We start from the raw sequence: 18,881 nt of genomic DNA on the forward strand, positions 1-18,881 counted from the left end.
CGGGGGCAGGCAGTGGGCGATATCGATCGGGACAGGGCAGAGCGATTGATGCAAGAGGCCGATCTTGATGGCCTGCTGCTATTCCAACCCGAGGGATTCCGCTACGCAATCGGCGCACCCGCTGGCGTAGCAACGATGTGGGGCAGGGCAGGGGCAGCAATCGCTTTTGTTCCGGCGGATGCGGGGCTCTCGCTTGCCGCCGTCGTCAGCGATCACGCCCTTACAAGCATCCGCAAATCCGCACCTGATGTCGAGCTGCGCAGTCATCGGATCTGGATCGACACCGTCGATACATCGGACGCCGGCTCCATCGCGCAAATCGACCAGTGCTATCGCCGAGGTGGGGCGACGGGGGAAAGGCCTGAAACCTTTGATCGCGAAGTGTCCTTCGGCCTGCTGGGAGAACTGCTTCGCGAGCGCGGTCTATCTGAGGCTCGTCTTGGCGTTGACATGGAGTTCATGCCCGCCGCCGATTTTGCCGCGCTGAAGCACCATCTGCCCCGCGCCTTGTTGACAGATGGATCTCCGGTTCTGCGCCGCCTGCGCTCGGTGAAGACGCCGGTCGAGATCGCTCGATTGCGTCTTGCGGTCAATGCGGCAGAGGCAGGCATTGTCAGAATGGTCGAGGCCATACGGACTGGCTCCTCTGTCCAATCGCTTTCCGACGCTTGGAAATCCGGCGCGAAGGCGTTCGCAATCGGGAAGGGCGTCAGCCTGTCCGGGTCATGGGACTACATCTCCGTTGGCCCGGATCTTTCAGACGCGAACGCAACGGTTGTTCCGGGTGCGCTCATCAAGGCAGATGTAGGAACGCTGGTGGAGGGATATTCTTCCGATAGCGCACGAACCTTTGTCTATGGCGAGGCGTCGCCGCTCGCGAACGATCTCGACAAGATCCTCCTCGAGGCATTTGAAGCGGGCCTCGAGCACATCCGGCCCGGCAATACATTCGGCGCGGTGCATCGGGTTGTCACGGCCGCCATCCGTCGTGGGGGATTGAGCGAATATCATCGTGGGCATTTCGGGCACTCGGTCGGCGGCAGTGCCGGCATCGAGGAATGGCCATTTTTCTCGATGGGAAATGAGGAACTGATCCAGCCGGGCATGGTGGTGGCGCTCGAGACGCCCTTCTACGGGAATGGCTTTGGTGCCCTGATGATCGAGGACCAGTTCCTTGTGACCTCTGACGGCACGGAATGCATGAATAGATTGCCGCGCGGTCTTCAGAAGATCATGTATTGAAGCCTGACGACCGAACGCCCGCGAACGGCATTCTTCAGAAATCAGGGGCCCTCCGCGCACGCCGTTCGTCCTGGTTCTTGCGATGGACACGCAATATTGCACACCCAGACAGTTGCCAAAACTCGATCATTGTTGCACCACCATTGCGCAAAACGAACCGACATCGCAATTGGAACATAGCGGAATGCGTCTGAGATATTCTTTCTTTGGTCTACTTCTTGCCATCGCACCAGCAGCCTATGCCTTGGAACCGGGCACACCCCCCGTCTTGGCTCCGCTCGATCGGCAGGCACAGGCGGCCAATATCAGCGCACAGTTTCTCGGCCGCTACAGCTACAAGCCCGTACCGCTGGACGACGCGCTGTCGGTCAAGATCATGAACAGCTTCATCAAGTCGCTGGATCCGGACCGGAGCTTTTTTCTCAAATCCGATATCGACAGCTTTGCCGCGAACAGCAAGAAGATCGACGATGCGATCGAGGACGAGGACCTGAAGCTTCCCTTCTCGATTTTCAACGTTTATTCGCAGCGCGTTTCAGAGCGCCTGACCTATGCACGTGAGTTGCTGAAGCAGGGTTTCGACTTCACCCAGCGGGAAGAGTATTCCGTGCTGCGAGACGACGCGCCGTGGCCGCAGTCGCAACAGGAAAGCAACGACCTGTGGCGCAAGCGTGTGAAAAGCGACTGGCTGCGCCTGAAACTGGCAGGCTCCCAAGACGCGACGATCCGCGAGACGCTCGACAAGCGCTACCAGAACGTCCTTGATCGGACCTACCGTTATAAGAGCGACGATGTATTCCAGTCTTTCATGGCTGCCTACACGACGTCGGTTGACCCGCACACGGACTATTTCGGGGCGAGGGCAGCGGCTGAATTCGACATCTCCATGAGCCTGTCTCTCGTCGGTATCGGCGCGGTTCTGCAAGAACGCGACGGTTACACCACGATCCGTGAACTCGTGCCTGGCGGCCCGGCGCAGCTCTCCGGCAAGCTCGCTGTCGGCGATCGCATCGCAGGCGTTGCGCAAGGTGAAGATGGCCCGATGAAGGACGTCGTGGGTACGCGCCTCGACGAAATTGTGCAGATGATCCGTGGCGCGAAGGATTCTGTCGTCCGTCTGGACGTGCTGCCTGCAGATACCGGTGAGACCGGAAGCCACCGGGTTATCAGCCTCGTGCGCGACCGGGTTAGTCTCGAAAAACAGGCAGCCCAGAAAAGCATTATTCCGGTCGAGGACAAAGGTGTCACCCGCCGCATCGGCGTGATCACTCTGCCTGCCTTTTACGAGGACTTCGAAGCGAGACGCAAAGGCGAGAAGAACTACAAGAGCGCCAGCCGCGATGTCGCCAAGCTGCTCGTTGAACTCAAACAGGAAAACGTTGATGGCGTCCTGATTGACCTGCGCGACAACGGAGGCGGATCCCTGTCTGAAGCGATTGAACTCACCGGGCTCTTTGTCGGCAAGGGACCGGTCGTACAGCAGCGCGATGCCAAGGGTAAGGTTGAAATCCTGAAGGACGATCGGTCTGCTCCCGCTTGGGCGGGCCCGGTCGGCGTGCTCATCAACCGCGGTTCGGCTTCGGCCTCCGAGATCTTTGCTGCAGCTATCCAGGATTATGGTCGCGGCGTTGTGATCGGCGAGCCCAGCTTCGGCAAGGGAACCGTGCAGACCGTCGTGGATCTCGATCAGGCGACGCGCAGCAGCGAATCGAAATACGGCGAATTGAAACTGACCATCGCCCAGTTCTTCCGTGTCGATGGCGGTACGACCCAGCTTCGCGGTGTGACGCCGGATATCAGCCTCCCGGGCCTTTCTGACCCGAAGACGCTGGGTGAGGCGAGCTATGACAATGCCCTGCCATGGACACGTATCAAGCCTGCCAAATATGCCGCAGTCGGAAATGTCGCATCGGTTCTGCCACAACTGCAGACCCAGCACGAAGCCCGAATCAAGGATGACCCGGATTTCCAGCGGTTCATCGAGGACGCTGCCGAACTGAAGCAGCAGCGCGAGAAAAAGGTCATCTCGCTCAACGAGGCCGAACGCCGGGCAGAACTCGCAGCCGTCGCCAGTCGTCTGAAGGCTCGCGAGCAGATCAACAATGGCCTGGTCGGCAGCGAAGACGATGGTCTTCAAGCAAACGAACGTAGCTTGAGTGCGGAGATCGCTCTTGAGGATGCGCGCAAGAATGCCAAGGACGTCCTGAAAAACGAGGCGTCTGCGATTGTCGCCGATCAGGCGACTTTGCTGCAAGACAGCAATGCACAGCCCGGGCGCGCCAAGCGGAACTAGTCACCAGCGGGGTGCGGGGTCGTCGGGGTTCAAGTGAACCTAATGACGGTCATCAGAGCAACTTCGAATGACGTCGACAGCGCGCGGTAGCGATACCGTGCGCTGTCGTCAAAGCGAAGGGGAGATGCAGTTTCAGCGACGTGGAAAACCCGAGTCACCCAAACACAGCGCATCACCCAGTTATCAGATAATATGCATTATGGAACCAACGGATATTGATGGCGTGTAGCAGGCTTAGCGGCCTTGGCTGAGACGGTAGATACGTCCGCTACGGTTCAACGTGCCGCCTCTGAAGTGCCGATATCAGCACGCCATTCCCGGCTATCTTTGCCGACGCGTGAGAGACGAAGCGTGAGAAGCAGTGGCCGCGGGTTTAAAAAATGCAAATCCTAGTTCAGCCGCGACCTTCGGTAGCTTGTAATCCCGGCCGACCTTGGAGCCTTACCAGACCGCGGCTAAAACTCCTCCCACGCCTCGGCGACAGCTGCACTTGTTGGAAAAGAGCTGTTCACTCTCGCCATCAGCTTTCTGGCTGGGGACGGCATATGGGGCGCGCCGTTGGCGTTTCCGGTTCGAGGTTGAAGGTCATGTCCTTTGCTCAACGTGAACCGACCAATCATGGTGAAAAGGTTATCTGCTTCGCGGGCAAGGCTGTTGCTGGCTGCAGTCGATTGTTCGACCATGGCCGCATTCTGTTGCGTGGCCTGGTCCATCGTATTGACCGCCATATTGATTTCCTTGAGCCCGACCGCCTGCTCCTTGGCCGCTTCGACGATGGCGGTGACATTGACGCTGACGTCTTGGACGCGGGAGACGATCTCAGTGAGCGATTTTCCGGTTTCTGCAACAAGCTGAACTCCGTTTCGAACCTGCTCGCCTGAGGTGTTGATCAGGGTTTTGATCTCCTTCGCCGCCTTTGCAGAGCGTTGAGCAAGTTCACGGACCTCCTGCGCGACGACGGCAAATCCCTTTCCGGCCTCCCCGGCGCGCGCCGCCTCGACGCCGGCATTCAATGCCAGCAGATTTGTCTGGAAAGCGATATCATCGATGACCCCTATGATATTGACGATCTCGTTCGACGAGCGCTCGATTTCGCCCATTGCCGAAATAGCTTTTCGGACGACGTCGCCAGACTTTTCGGCACTGTCCTTTGTCTCGGTGACAAGGCGACCAGCGGCTTCGGCACGCTTGCTCGATCCGGCAACGGTGGTCGTGACCTGCTCAAGGGCCGCAGCCGTTTCTTCAACAGAGGCAGCCTGTTGCTCGGTGCGCTTCGAAAGATCATTGGCGGCCGACATGATCTGGTTGGAACCCGCCGCGATCGTCTGCGCGTTCTGGCCGACAGTGCGCAAGGTCTGCTCGAGCCTTTCCATGGAGCTGTTGAAGTTCGTCCTCAACACATCAAGCTGCGCAACGAATGCTGCATCGATCCGATGCACGAGATTCCCATTCGCAAGCTGATCGAGACCATGTTTCAGGTTATCGACAGCGAACTCCATCGCTTCGGCTTCGGCGGCTCTGATCCGGTCGCGTTCGATACGCTCCCGCTCTGAAACGCTGCGGTTTGCATCGGCCTCGGCCTCAAGACGAGCTCGATCTTTCGCACTTTGCCTGAAGACACCAACGGCGCCTGCCATTGTGCCGATCTCGTCGCGGCGGCCCTCTCCAAAGATGCGCACGTCAAGTTTGCCGCCCGCCAACTCGGTCATGGCCCTCGTCATCTCGGTCAACGGCCGGATAACCGCAGAACGAACCGTCCAAACCGAAATCGCCACGACGGTAAGACCCGCGAAGGCAATGATCGCCATGACCAATGTCAGGCTAGCCTTCATCTCCTTTCCTGTCGCGAGCGTTTCGGCTGCGACACGAAGCTGAAGCTTCACCAGTTCGTCGATTGGACCACCAAGCGGATCGATTGTTGGATAAAGATCGGCGTCGGCGAAGCGTCCCAAGGCATCCAGATCGCCGGATGCAATCAGGGTCAGCAGGCCTTTCAGCTTTGCATCGGCCGCTGAGCGAGACGCCTCGAAGGTCGTGGCGATCGCCTGCTCTTCGGCTGTCATCTTCGTGTTGCGATATTCGCGCCATCGCAGGTCGATGACCTTCATGGCGGTCTCGATGTTTTCGGTCGCCTGCCGGGCTGTCAACGTTCTCGCGCGGGCCTTGTGGACCGTATCGACGATGTTTACCGCGTAACTGTCGGCGACCTGCTTCAACTGTGCCAAGGGGATGACGCGATCTTCAACGATGGAATTGGCAAGCTTGCCTTCTTCGTCGAGTGCATAGAAAGCAAAACCAGCCATCGACAGTAGCGCCGTAGCGAGGACGAAAAGACAGGCTAGAAGCTTTGTTCGTATCAACATTTTCAACCTCTCATCGGGCATCGACCTGCCACCGGCACAACGGGCCGGAAGTCAGTATGGTCGCAGATTTTGGATTTTGGAAAAACTGACCGTATGCAGTGGCAAGGCGTCTTGCTCGCCGGTACCGCAGGGGTCAATCGGAAAAGGAATTCTAGACGATTGGCCCAAACTAAAATTGTTGCCGTTTACCGGGCAGTGCAAATCCTGAAATCGGTCTCGCGCTGACAAAAGACGAGCGCCTACCCACTCCCTCGATTTGTAGGGCAGATTCGTTAAACTGTGGTTACGATGCGAAAATCAGCAATTCGTCTTAATCAAATACTCATACGTTGTGCGATTGAGGCGTAAGTTGCGTTTCAGGTTGTACCTGCTTCCGCAAGCCAAGTTTGGTCGTGCACCGAACCGTCATCTGACAGTCACGGAGCGTCTAGGCGGATGAGTGCGAACGGCGCAGCTATCAGGCGGCGATGAGGCCGGCAGTATTCAAACCTTCGAACATTCGTTCCAGGTTCAGAAAACAGATCATTCCTGTGGGCTGGACGATGATGCCGTCGGAATAGCTCGTCGCGGCACCCGCGTTCATGTCAGGCACAGGCTGCATGTTTTCGACGGGAATCGTGAGGATGTCCGAGACCCGGTCGACAACAAGACCAAAGGCCATTCCGTGGACTTCCGCCACGACGATCGCACTCCGCTCATTGGGTTCGGTACTCCGCATACCGAGCTTGCAGGCGAGGTCGATGATCGGAATCACTGCACCGCGGAGGTTCATCACTCCCAGAACCTCTCTGGGTGAATGCGGGATCGGCGTCGCAGGGCCCCAGCCGCGGATTTCGCGGATCGTCACCGTCCTGACGCAGAACTCCTGGTCGTGAAGGCGGAACGCGATGATTTCCAGGGTCTCACCGGAACGTGCAGAATTGGAAGGATGCAAAGTGTTCATTTCATCGTCCTTGCAAAGCGGTCGGTTGATTTTCGAGTTCGTAGTTCTGTGTTGTTGGTGACGTCATCATTGCAACAGTCAGTGGACCGTCATTTTTCTCCACGCGGGCATCGCTGATGGCGCGGCGGCAGCGTTCAAAGGATTCCTTCGACTGCGAGCACCCAGCGTGAACCGGGATGCAGCTTGTAGGCACTGAAAGCAGGCTTTCCCTGCGATCGGTCTCCATGATTTCGAGAATGACGGACAATGCCTTGTCGAAGGCAGCGACGCAGCGGGGGTCGAAGTGGCTCCCCGATCTTTCACGTATGTGGGCTACGGCGCGATCCACGCTCCACGCCTCTTTGTAGGGCCTTGCGCTCGTCAACGCATCGAAATTATCGGCAATAGCGACGATGCGGCCGGAAACCGGAATGGTCTCACCCGAAAGACGGAACGGGTACCCCTGCCCGTCCCAGCGTTCATGATGACTGCCAGCAATTTCCGCAGCAAGCTGCAGAAGACTCGACTTCGATTCCCGGAGAATATCGCAGCCGACGACCGTATGTCGCTGCATGGCCGCGAACTCCTGTTCGGTCAGCTTGCCGTTCTTCAGGAGGACGGCATCGGGAATGGCGACCTTTCCGATATCGTGCATCGGCGAGGCAAGCCTGATGTCGGAACAAGCCCGCGCCTCCATGCCGTAGGCCCGCGCGATTGCCTCGGAGTAAAGGCCTACGCGCCGCGTGTGCCGGGCCGTCTCGAAGTCCTTGTAACTTGCTGCGATAGTCAAGCGGTCAATGATTTCCTCCTCGCGGGCACGCAGCTCAACGACCGCTTTCTCGACCTCGATACGAAGCCACTCGGCCTTGTCGGCAAGCTTGTTGCGCGCGTCCACGAGGGCGACCAGGTTCTTGATCCGGGCCTGAAACTCCAACGGGTTCACGGGTTTCGTCAGAAAGTCGATCGCGCCTGCATTGAGCGCCGCCATGCGCGTCGCCGTATCGGTATCGGCCGTGACAAATACCACGGGCTTGTCGCGGTAATTCTCGAAGCGAACGAGTTCGGTCAATAGCTCGATGCCGCTATAGACAGGCATCTGGAAATCGATGACGGCGATGTCGAATTCGAGCGCTGGAGCATCTGCCAGCACGTCTTCGGGATGAAGATAGGGAATGGCGACGCAGTCCGGCAGTTTCTCGACGAGTCTCGTCAGGAGAGAGAGGTTCGTTTTATTGTCGTCGACAAGTAGAATGCGCATGTGAACGTCCCTTATGCGACAAGGAGCTGCCTGTAGCGGGTGACTGTGTCTTCAAGGTCTGCAAGTACGGTTTCGGTGATTGATGCATGACGGAGGTCTTGAGACCGGTCAGCCACGTCTTGAAGACCGACGCTGCTTGCTGCGCCCTTCAGAGTGTGCAGCAGATGATCGGTATGACGGTGGTCATTGACGGCCAAGGCGGAGTGAAGATCAGTGAGGAGTAGGCTTGCGTCTTCGAAAAAGCTCGACAGGAGTTCGTCGAACGTCTCTTCGCCCAGTGCCTCCACGATCTCCAACCGCCGGGTTTCGAACGCGTTATCGATGCTCGGACTTTGGACAGCCTCCACAGCAGTTTCCGCAGCCGCCTCCAGAGACCCGATGATACCCCGAAGCTGATGCATCGAGACTGGCTTCGACTGGAACCCCGTCATCCCCGCCTCCTCGCAAAGCCGCCTGTCGTCGTCAGAAGCATTCGCGGTCATGGCGATGATGGGAGCATTCCGGCTAAGGCCGTTGGAAGCGCGAATTTGCTTGGTAGCCTCTATGCCGTCCAGCCTCGGCATCTGCATGTCCATGAGGACGAGATCGAAGCGGGTCGTCTCCGCCAGTTTGACGGCTTCCAGCCCGTCGTTCGCGATCGTGACCAACTGGCCGAGATGGGCGAGAAACCCGGCCGCGACCTGCTGATTGATCACGTTGTCCTCGACAAGAAGGATATTCCATGCCTGAAACTGTTGGGGCGCAGCCTTTGCCGCCAAGGCGTCGACAAGACCCTTCTCGGCCGGGTTGGCAGGGATTACGAACCAAAAGATGCTGCCCTCGCCTTTGCGGCTGTTGACACCTATTGTTCCCGACAGCGCCTCTACGATCTGCTTGCAGATGGTCAGTCCCAGTCCCGTACCACCGTATTTCCGGCTGATAGACGCATCGACCTGCGAGAACGGCTGGAATAGCTTGCCAAGACCTTCACCGTCGATCCCGATGCCTGTATCTTCAATCTCAAACCTCAGCTGTGCGTCTTGCGGCTCGCCAATCTCCAGCACGCGCAACGTGACGGTGCCCTCGCTCGTGAATTTGATGGCGTTGCTCAACAGGTTGAGAAGAACCTGACGCAGACGGGTGGGGTCCGATGATATGACCGGCGTGGTGAACGAGGTCGGCAGTTCCAGCGCAATGCGATTTCCATGTTCAGTTGCTCTGTCTCGTACCATTTCGACCGTGGCTGTGACGACGGCCCGAACGTCAACCGCGCGGGTCTCGACGTCCAGTTTTCCGTGTTCGATCTTTGCGAAGTCGAGGATTTCGTTGATGATTTCGAGAAGAGCCTGACCAGAACGCCTGATGGTCTGCAGGCCAGGTGCAACTGACGGCGGTAGGGGGGACAACTCCAGTAGTTCCGCAGTTCCGAGAATGGCGTTCAAAGGTGTGCGGATCTCGTGTCCCATCGTCGCCATGAACTGGGACTTGGCGCGGTTCCCGGCTTCCGCCGCGAGATATGACTCCTTCAGCTGGTTCGAAATCGCCTCCAGGCTGAGACCGGCAAGCTGAACTGACTTGAGCTGACGTCGCAGCGTAAGAATGAGGAATACCACGCAGCAGACAAGAAGTGCGACGAGACCCGCCGATTTCATCTGAAGGTCAAGGACTGCGTCCCGAGCCTCAGCCCGTTCGATGCTGACGGTGCTGTTCGTATAGAGAAGCAGTTTTTCCGTGTTCTCTACCAGCCTCTCAAACTCTGAATCTGCTGTCTCTAGCTGCACCGGATCCACGGGGTCGCCTGCGGCCAGTCTGTCGAAAACGGCGCTGCGACCGAACACCGCGTCGCGAATGGCAGTGACCTGCTCGGCAACAGCCGCATCCAGCTTGAACTTTGTCTCGAACGAGGTTTTGTCGAGAATGTTCATTCGCGAGTACAGAATGTCGTAGCGCGTCCCGAGAGCCTTGATGCGCTCCGGAGTCAGGTCGTTTTCAACGAGCATGATGTGCAGGGTCTCGTGCAACCGGCGCGCTTCCCGGTCGAGCTGGTAGACGGACCACAAAGCGTTCTCGCGAATGCCGTCCTGCAGGGCGGAGTATTTCCTTGAGATATCGGCAAACAGAAAAACGAGGCCCAGCAACAGCAACACGGCAAAGCACTGCAGCACGACGGTCGCCTTGCTGGCTTTCCGGATGATATCGCCACTCTGCTGGGCGGCAGTGATCATTCAGTGACCTCGATATCCTTGATCTGCCAGACCGACCGGGAGAAGTATTTCTCGTTGAACAGACCTTGGTCCTTATCGAAAGGATACACGAGGAAGAGCGGGCCCTTGTCGCGGACAGACATCAGCTTGCCGTCCATGCGGGTGGCGAGCATTGTGTCGAGCGAGGTTGCATCTTCCATCGGCAGGTCAGCGGCATAATCGTTGAGCGCAATGACCTTGAGCTTGTTGCCATGGGCCCCCGCTGCCTCGAGTACAGACCGCAGAAGCGGGCCGGAGAACTTGACCACGCCTTCGGTCCAGGGGGTCTCCATTTCACCCGTGCGGCCCGCAAGGGCTTCGAGCATAGGCATGTCGAACTGGGCTTTGCCACCGACGTTGGGATGATCGAGCTTGGTGCCAGTCACCGTAAGCACCACCTTGCCTTTCGGCAAGTCAAGCGCCGTCGCCTGAAGAGGAAGCAGCGCGCCGGCGACAATGACGGCTGCGATCATGATGCGGTTTATCACTTGAAACTCCAAGATACGAAGTAGACTCGCGGCGCGCGCGACAAGCTGTCAAAACGGGGGGTGCCTATTGGCCAGCGTCCCATCGGGGCATGCGTGGTGGAATACACCGCGCGCTCCTCCCAGATCGGCGTCATGCCGATTGCGTGTTCAACGCTGTGGACGCCTTAATTCTAGGGCGGAGGCATTTATATTAGGTGAATCTTGAAATGAGAATTGGAGTAGAAAGAGACGTTACGAGACGTATCGCTCAATTCTTACTTCTTTGCTGTTGCCTCAGGCGCTTACGGTCGAAAAGATGACCGCGCCCTGTGGCAGATCGCTTTTTAGCTAAGCCGATGCGATCATGCGATGAGCCGGCGGCGTATAGCTTCGGCAATGGCCTGCGTTCGGTTGGTCGCGCCGATCTTCTTCACGGCCGACTTTATGTAACTGTTGACCGTATCGTTCTGGTATCCGGTCGCGACCGCAATCGCCTCGCTCGTAAGCCCAAGACTGGCCTGGGTCAGGCAGGCAATTTCACCCTTGGAAAGCCGAAGCTGGTGGGCAGCGAAGCGATCCATCAGCGGCTTGGTGACAGCCGTGTGAATGGATTCCGCTACCAGCGAAAGGAAGATCAACTCTTTTTCGTCAAACGGTGTCGAGCGGGAAAAACAGATCGCTCCGTAAATGACATCGTTCCTGAGGATCGGGATAAGCGTTCGGTTGTGCAGGCCGAAGGTTCGTTGGAGGTAAACGAGCCTCTGCGGCGGCGGAGTTTCCGCGTAGACCTCGCTCTCGACCACGATCACGTTCGAGGCCTTCGCGGCTAGCACGAACGGGTCGGTCAGATAGAGGCGATCCGCGTCATAGGCGTCGAGGAATGCAGGAGGCATGTCGGTGTCGATCGAAAAACCCTGACCGAACCTGTAGTGGTCGACGTCGAGACCGCTGATGGAGATGTAGTCAAATGGAACCGCCAACCGCAGGCGGTCAACGATGTCGTTTTTTCCGAAATGACGATGCTTCGGCACCGAACGCAGGTCGCAATAGTCGTCGAGAGCGTTTGGATCAAGAATGGAAAGCGCGCTGACGGGCATATCAGAATCCGTTGGAAGATCGTCAACACGAGTTTTGGCGTCTCAGCGTTAACAAAAGGTAAAGACTCAACCTTGGATTTTGCAACCAACAGTCGGGCTCTTTCAAGCGAGGGCTTTTCTGAGGTCGATATATGGGAGGAGCCGCCCGTCCGCTGACCGAACCATGAAGTCTCCCAGGATCCGGTGCTCGAACCCGCTGGAGTCCGTAGCGTCCGGTCCTGTCGCACATTTCGAGGCCATTTCGATCCGTGCCAGACTGTCGACCACAAGGCCAGTCGTCTTGAGGCCGTCCGACACGAGAAGAACGCGACCTTCTTGGCCGGGAGGAACTGCAGGCAACCGGAGCCGTCTGGCAAGGGAGATGAGAGGGATAGCTGTGCCACGGTGGACAAACAGGCCCATCGTGCCGCGTCCGACATTGTTCAACGAAACGTAGTCTTCCGGCATCTCGACGATCTCCCGGACATCGGCAACCGGCGTTGCCATGTCTCCCCCTGCTCTGAAGACCAAGTATGGCAGCAACGCGTCTCCGCGCTGCCCCGGCGCTCGACCGGCCGCCGCTGTCTTGGGCTTGGTGGATGAAAGTCGCGAAAACATCAGCAGGACATCGTCACTCATCATTGTGCGCTCGTCGAGGACGAGAAACAATGTCCGTCCGTCGACGGAATAGACACCGCTGAGAACAGACCCGGTCTCTACGGCATTATCAGGCATCGCCATAATGTCGCCCAACGGTATCGGCCGTATATCGACGACGGTATCGAGCGCAAAGCCCAGCAGCCGGTCGTCGGGGTAACGCAGGACGAGGACGGACGACTGCTTGCGTTCCGACAGGACGCCCATGCCAAGCACCCGAAGCGTATCAAGAACCGGCACCTGGGTGCCATGATGATCGATGACACCGAGGCAGGTCTCCGTCTTCATCGGCGAATCCTTCAACTGCGCGGTCGGCGCGGTGGCCTCGACCACCCCGGCCGCAACGCCGAAAGAAAACGCGCCGCACGTGAACAGCAGAAGCGGCTTCGCATTCGAGCTCGTCTTTGCGACCGCCTCCGCGACTGGCTCTTGCACCGACGGAATTCCCGGCAACGCCAAGATGCGCTCCGCTGCCAGGACCGAGATTACCTTTCCGCTGTGGAAGAATGAATGCGTGACCAAAGGTCCCTGTACAGCGGGTCGCGACACGCCCAGTTCATCGAGTGCCGCGACGTCTTCTGTCGCGATGCCGCGCACTTCGTCAGCAAAAATGCATATCAGCCTCTGTCTTACCCGCAGGACCAGAATCACGGCGCCGTAGGCCTCCGTCGCCGGCAGGCCGAGCATCGGTCGGATATCCATAACCGGGATGGTGCTGCCTCTCAATTCGAACAACCCGCACAAGCCGGTTGCCGCGATGCCTGCATTCGATAGCCCACCGGGCGCCGGAACGACTTCTCGGATATTCTCGACATTGATGGCAAGCATCGCCTCGCCAATGCGCAGGAGGCCGAACTGCTGCGTTGCAGGGCGACTGCCTCTCAGCACTTCCGGCATCGCGAGAGATCTGACCATCTGGTTCATGGGTTAACCCACTTTGCGCTGTTGCGCCGTCGATGACGTCAGGTCATTGATGAGCTCGACAACAGTCCTTGAGACACGCTGCTGAGCATCCGTCGATTGCGCAATCTCCCGGATGGACTCGCCGGTCTTGTTCACGCTGCCGACGATCCGTTCGAAAGCCAGTCTCGCATGCTGCGACCGGTCCGTTCCCTGGTTGACGCGCATGGTCGATTCCTGGATGAGCTTGGATATCTCGTGCGCAGCTTCCGAACTTCTCTCGGCGAGTTTCCTGACCTCGCCCGCGACGACCGAGAACCCGACCCCATGTTCCCCTGCCCTTGCGGCTTCGATTGCCGCGTTGAAGGCGAGAAGGTTGGTCTGACTGGCGATCTCGCCAATCACCTTGACGATATCGGAGATTTCCGTGGAGGACTTCTGGATGAGATCGATTGCCGCGATCGCGCTGCCCAGCGCTTCTGAACCCTGTTCCGCATTGCCCTGCGTCTCGGACGCAAGCGTGGTGGCCGTGCGGGTGTTAGCGGTGATTTCCGCGATCGATCCGGACAGTTCTCCGACAATGCTGGTCATTTGCTGCGATTTCGAACGGATGTCATGCTCGAGCTTGACCTGATCGGTGATGTCGCTGGCATACTTCACCACGCGCACCGTCTCGCCCCGCAGATTGACGATCGGGCTGTAGATCCCCTGAATGTGCACTTCCCGGCCATACTTTCCAACGCGGGCAAAACGCCCCGAAAAGAATTCACCCTTGTTGAGACGCAGCCAGAAATCCCGGTAGTCTTCCGAGACGATGTAATCCTGGCTGCAGAACATGCTGTGGTGCTGCCCCGTGATTTCGCGAAGTGAGTATCCCATGACCCGTAGGAAGTTCTCGTTGGCGGAAACGACATGTCCGTCGAGATCGAATTCGACGACCGCCTGCCCCCGCGAGATCGCGTCGACCCTTCCCTCGAACTCGATGTTGCGCAGTTTCGCCTGCGTGATGTCAGAGGCGAACTTTACGATCTTGATCGGGCGGCCTGCGAGGTCGAGGATCGGATTGTAAGTCGCCTGAAGCCATATGTCGTTACCGCTTCTGGTGAGGCGCCGGTATTCCCCTCCTTCGAACTGGCCACGTCCAAGCCGGTCCCAGAAGGAAGCGTATTCCGCTGTCTGCGTGAAGGCAGGGTCGCAGAACATCCGGTGGTGCTTGCCCCGGACTTCCTCCAGTGAGTAGCCGACGGCGGCAAGAAAATTCTCGTTCGCGTCAAGGATATTGCCGTGCAAGTCGAACTCGATGACGGCCTGGGCCCGGCCGATCGCGTTGACCTTGCCTTCGAACTCGGCGTTCCGGATCTTGCTGGCAGTCACGTCATAGGCATACTTGACCACCTTGCAGGGGTTGCCGTTGAGATCGAAGATGGGATTGTAGGTCGCCTGGATCCAGACATCCTTTCCGCCCTTGGCGAGACGACGGTACTCTCCGCTCTCATAGTCGCCGCGCCCCAACCTCTGCCAGATTGCCTTGTAGGCGGGTGTTCGGGTTTGGTCGGCTCCGCACAGCATCCGGTGATGCTGACCGATGACTTCTTCCCGAGCATATCCCATCAGGGTGAGGAAATTTTCGTTCACTGCGAGGACGTGGCCTTCGAGGTCGAATTCGATCACGGCCATTGCGCGGTCGATCGCCGCTACTTTTCCCAGGAGTTCCGCCTCTACCGACTTGGTCGCTGTGACATCCATCGCGTACTTGACCACCCCGATGGTCACGCCGTTGTCGTCGAGGATCGGATTGTAGCTCGCCCGGATCCACACCTCGCGTCCGCCGCGTCCGATGCGCTTGAACTCTCCGTCGTGGAGCTTGCCCTCCGCCAGATCACTCCAAAACGCGGCATATTCGGGAGCTTCGACGATCTCCGGCTCGCAGAACATGGAGTGATGTCGGCCACGCACCTCGGCCAGCGAATAGCCCATGAGGGAAAGGAAGTTCTCGTTAGCGTTCTTTACCGTGCCGGTTAGATCAAATTCGATGACCGCTTGCGCACGGTCGATTGCGCGTGCCTTGTTGCGCAGAACGGCGATCTCGTTGAGGTCCGAAAGGGTGCTGACAGAAGACTTTACAGTCATGGGAGAGCACTTTCGGTAACCAGGCAAACTTCGAATTTCATCACGAACCCCCTCCATCTGAAGCAACGGCACGACCGCGACGGTCTGATACCCGAATTTTAGAGGCAACTAACTAATGAAGGATTAATGCTAAATTAGAGCCTGCGTCGTTATGCGTCCGTTTCCGGTCGTACTGGCGCCGTCGCGGTAACCAAATCGCTGTAACCAAATTTTGACGGGTTAGCGCTCATCCTTGTCCTGAATTGTAGTGAGTACGGGATAGGAACATGCGTTTCAGCGCTCAGCGGCTTGGCGATCTCGCCGGTATCATCCGGCATCTGAACTGGCGCCTCAGCCCGCTCAGCCGGATGGGTGTCGCCCGGATGGTCAACGACACGACGGCAGCGCTGGAAACTCTTGCTCGCAGCGAGGCCGATCTCTCGATATCGGAGCAAGCTGAAATACGGGCTATTGCCTCGCGGCTGATCGTGATCCTCCAGGACGCGTATTCCGGCAAAACACCGACAATCCACTGACGTCGGCAACCGGCCGTGGCCCTCCCACCTTTTTTATCGGACCGGTCCTGCGGATCCCGCCACCTGAATTTCGAACGCCGACAGCGATCCGCCGGCAAATTGACAATTGATAATAATACTCGATGAAGTCGAGCAAGCCACGAACTTCCCGCAGAGGTAGGCATTTGTGCGCACGCATGGCAGCATCGCTAATTAGCGCAAAATTTTTCTCATAAATCGTACCTCATAAGCATTGCATACTCAAACCTTGCGGGTTTAAAGGTCAGCAACGAATGAGGCCATATGTCGCAGCGACGGGTGCCTCACGTTTCCAGCCTATTCGGTTCCGGCCCCCTGTCGGGACACCAAGGAGCGATACAATGAGAGATGTCCCGGGGTTACCGTCCCGCCGTAGCTTTTTGAAAGCTTCGGCGGCAAGTGCGGCCGTCGTCGGCGTGGTGATGCAGGCGAAGGCGGAGACCCCGCCGGCCCCGCCACCGATCGAAGAATACCAGCCGGTCTGTCTCAAGCCCACTGAGTGGGCCTTCGTTATGGCTGCCACGGCGCGGCTCATTCCCTCCGAAGGCGAAGGTCCCGGTGCCATCGAGGCCCGCGTCCCCGTCTTTATCGACAAGGAACTGGCCGGTGGATTCGGTGAGGCGGCAGACTGGTACATGGAAGGTCCGCACGATGCCGCAGCCCATCCGTTCCGCGGCTGGCAATCGCCTTTGACGCCGCTGCAAATCTATCAGCAGGGTATCCCGGTGTTCGACGCATGGTGTCAGCAGACGCACGGCAAGATATTTGCCGAGCTTGACGCCGCAACTCAGGACAAGGCCCTGACCTCCCTCCAGAAAGACGAGATGAAGATCAAGCCCGAACTGCGCGACTTCTTCACGATCCTCTTGCAGAACACCAAGGAGGGCTACTTCGCAGACCCGATGTATGGCGGCAATCACGGCATGCAGGCCTGGAAATATATCGGTTTCCCAGGTGCCCGCGGCAGCTACAAGGAGTGGGTGTTGAAGCACAACGTCGCCTACCCGCTCGGTCCCGTTTCGATTTCCGGTGAGAGGGCATAACGATGGCACGCACGGCAAAGAAGAAGGACGTCGTCATCGTCGGTCTCGGCTGGACCGGCTCGATCCTCGGCATGGAACTCGCCAACGAGGGTCTGGAGATCGTTGCGCTCGAACGCGGCCATGACCAGAACACCGTTCCGGACTTTCAGTATCCGAACATGATCGACGAGCTGAAGTACGGCGTTCGTCTCGGCATGATGCAAAAGCCGCGCAATTCGACCCTGACGATCCGTCGCAACGTCGATGAAGCCGCCCTGCCCTATCGCAGCCTCGGCTCGTTCCTGCCGGGTATCGGTGTGGGCGGTGCAGGCACCCACTGGAACGGTCTGAACTGGCGTCCGCAGCTCTCGGAATACCGTCTGCGCTCGCATGTGGAAGAGCGCTGGGGCGCCGGCATCATTCCGGAAGACATGAACCTGCAGGATTACCCCGTCAGCTACGAAGAGCTGGAGCCGTTTTTCGATCGGTTCGAGCATGTCGCGGGGATTTCCGGCAAGGCCGGCAATCTCAATGGCAAGAAAATCGAGGGCGGCAATCCGTTCGAGGCACCGCGCTCGCGCGAATACCCGATGCCGCCTATGCCGGTGACCTGGGACGGAGCCAAATTTGCCGAAGCCGCGAAAGCTGCCGGCTGTCACCCGTTTCCAAGCCCGGGCGGCATTGCCTCGCAGGCCTATGTCAACGAATACGGAATGCAGATGGGCCCTTGCAACCACTGCGGTTTCTGCGAGCGCTACGGCTGCTACAACTATTCGAAATCCTCGCCGCAGACGGCGATTCTCGACGCGTTGAAGCGCAAGCCGAACTTCGAATACCGCACCCATGCGGAAGTGTTGAAAATCGAAATGGCGCCCGACGGCAAAACCGCGACCGGCGTGACCTATTTTGACGAAAAGGCCGGCGAAGAGGTGTTCCAGCCCGCGGATCTGGTAATCCTGGCCGCCTACCAGTTGCACAACGTCCATCTGATGCTGCTCTCGGGCATCGGTCAGCCGTTTGATCCCGCAACGAACGAAGGCGTCACCGGTCGCAGCTATGCCTACCAGATGAACGGCGGCTACACGATGTTCTTCAAGGACGAGGTGTTCAATCCGTTCATCGGCACCGGTGCCAACGGCATGTCGATCGATGATTTCGGCATGGACAATATCGACTTCGGTCGTGAAGGCTTTATCGGCGGCGCCTACTGGCGTGCCGGCCAGTCCAACGGTCAGCCGATCCGCTCCATGGCGCTGCCCGCGGGCACGCCGACCTGGGGTGCCGGCTGGAAGAAGGGCATCGGCGAGTGGTACGGCCACTCGATGTCGATCGGCTCGCACGGTTCACACATGTCCTATCGCGGCAATTATCTCGACCTCGACCCGACCTACAAGGATCGCCACGGTCGTCCGCTGATGCGCATGACGTTCAACTGGCAGCCGAACGACATCCGCATGACCCAGTTCATGAAGTCGAAGATGGAGCCGATCGCCAAGTCGATGAACCCGACCTCAATGCAGGAAGGCTTCAAGAAGGACGGCGCCATGTACGACGTGCGTCCTTACCAGACGACGCACAATGTGGGCGGCACTGTGATGGGTGACAATCCGAAGACCTCGGCAATCAATCGATATCTGCAGGCCTGGGACAAGCACAACATCTTCGTGATGGGCGCCGGCGCCTTCCCGCAGAACACCCAGTACAACCCGACCGGCATGGTCGGCGGCCTGGCCTATTGGGCGGCGCATGCGATCCGGACGCAGTACCTGTCCAATCCGCGGCCACTGGTGTGAGGA

General features: G+C 58.4%; 12 protein-coding genes and 1 pseudogene. 5 read left to right on the plus strand and 8 right to left on the minus strand.

The genetic code is table 11. From position 1 onward, the window contains the following. The first annotated feature begins 12 nt into the window (after positions 1-12). Positions 13-1,242, plus strand: a complete 1,230-nt coding sequence (locus ACQY1J_RS01510; RefSeq protein ID WP_430249829.1) for a M24 family metallopeptidase — start codon at positions 13-15, stop codon at positions 1,240-1,242. A 184-nt stretch (positions 1,243-1,426) separates the two neighbouring features. Further along, positions 1,427-3,535, plus strand: a complete 2,109-nt coding sequence (locus ACQY1J_RS01515; protein ID WP_430249830.1) for a carboxy terminal-processing peptidase — start codon at positions 1,427-1,429, stop codon at positions 3,533-3,535. Positions 3,536-4,248: 713 nt separating this feature from the next. Here the strand turns inward: ACQY1J_RS01515 and ACQY1J_RS01520 are convergent. The 8 genes and pseudogenes from ACQY1J_RS01520 to ACQY1J_RS01555 form a co-directional block, all read right to left on the minus strand. Then, a pseudogene (locus ACQY1J_RS01520) lies at positions 4,249-5,919 on the minus strand (HAMP domain-containing methyl-accepting chemotaxis protein); the annotation flags it as partial. A gap of 436 nt (positions 5,920-6,355) precedes the next feature. After that, positions 6,356-6,841: a chemotaxis protein CheW gene (locus tag ACQY1J_RS01525; RefSeq protein WP_062459796.1), complete on the minus strand. Its 486-nt coding sequence runs from the start codon at positions 6,839-6,841 to the stop codon at positions 6,356-6,358. A gap of 1 nt (position 6,842) precedes the next feature. After that, positions 6,843-8,078, minus strand: coding sequence for an HD-GYP domain-containing protein (locus ACQY1J_RS01530; protein WP_082471774.1), 1,236 nt, complete (start codon positions 8,076-8,078; stop codon positions 6,843-6,845). Between the two features lie 11 nt (positions 8,079-8,089). Then, the gene (locus ACQY1J_RS01535; protein ID WP_192087348.1) at positions 8,090-10,282 is read right to left on the minus strand and encodes an ATP-binding protein; all 2,193 of its coding nucleotides are present in this window, start codon (positions 10,280-10,282) and stop codon (positions 8,090-8,092) included. Beyond that, entirely contained in the window at positions 10,279-10,788 is a 510-nt protein-coding gene (locus ACQY1J_RS01540) for a molybdopterin-dependent oxidoreductase (protein WP_342366109.1), read from the minus strand. Before ACQY1J_RS01540 ends, ACQY1J_RS01535 begins: the two co-directional genes overlap by 4 nt. Before the next feature lie 341 nt (positions 10,789-11,129). Further along, on the minus strand, positions 11,130-11,864 hold the full coding sequence (locus ACQY1J_RS01545) for a helix-turn-helix transcriptional regulator (RefSeq protein WP_062459805.1): 735 nt from the start codon (positions 11,862-11,864) through the stop codon (positions 11,130-11,132). A gap of 102 nt (positions 11,865-11,966) precedes the next feature. Continuing rightward, positions 11,967-13,424 carry a chemotaxis protein CheW gene (locus ACQY1J_RS01550; protein WP_092663013.1) on the minus strand — a complete coding sequence of 486 codons (1,458 nt, stop codon included), beginning with the start codon at positions 13,422-13,424 and terminating at the stop codon, positions 11,967-11,969. Between the two features lie 3 nt (positions 13,425-13,427). Next, a complete protein-coding gene (locus ACQY1J_RS01555; RefSeq protein WP_430249832.1) occupies positions 13,428-15,530 on the minus strand; it encodes a methyl-accepting chemotaxis protein in 2,103 nt (700 codons plus the stop codon). Between the two features lie 266 nt (positions 15,531-15,796). Here ACQY1J_RS01555 and ACQY1J_RS01560 point away from each other — a divergent pair, with 266 nt between their 5' ends. The 3 genes from ACQY1J_RS01560 to ACQY1J_RS01570 all read left to right on the plus strand — a co-directional run bounded on the left by ACQY1J_RS01560 (position 15,797) and on the right by ACQY1J_RS01570 (position 18,878). Continuing rightward, positions 15,797-16,045, plus strand: coding sequence for a hypothetical protein (locus ACQY1J_RS01560; protein ID WP_062459810.1), 249 nt, complete (start codon positions 15,797-15,799; stop codon positions 16,043-16,045). 359 nt (positions 16,046-16,404) lie between these two features. Then, entirely contained in the window at positions 16,405-17,106 is a 702-nt protein-coding gene (locus tag ACQY1J_RS01565; protein ID WP_062577964.1) for a gluconate 2-dehydrogenase subunit 3 family protein, read from the plus strand. 2 nt (positions 17,107-17,108) lie between these two features. Next, the gene (locus ACQY1J_RS01570; RefSeq protein ID WP_062459814.1) at positions 17,109-18,878 is read left to right on the plus strand and encodes a GMC family oxidoreductase; all 1,770 of its coding nucleotides are present in this window, start codon (positions 17,109-17,111) and stop codon (positions 18,876-18,878) included. Positions 18,879-18,881 lie beyond the last annotated feature (3 nt).

It is taken from the genome of Neorhizobium sp. DAR64860/K0K1 (assembly GCF_050500205.1).
GTDB lineage: Bacteria > Pseudomonadota > Alphaproteobacteria > Rhizobiales > Rhizobiaceae > Neorhizobium > Neorhizobium soli.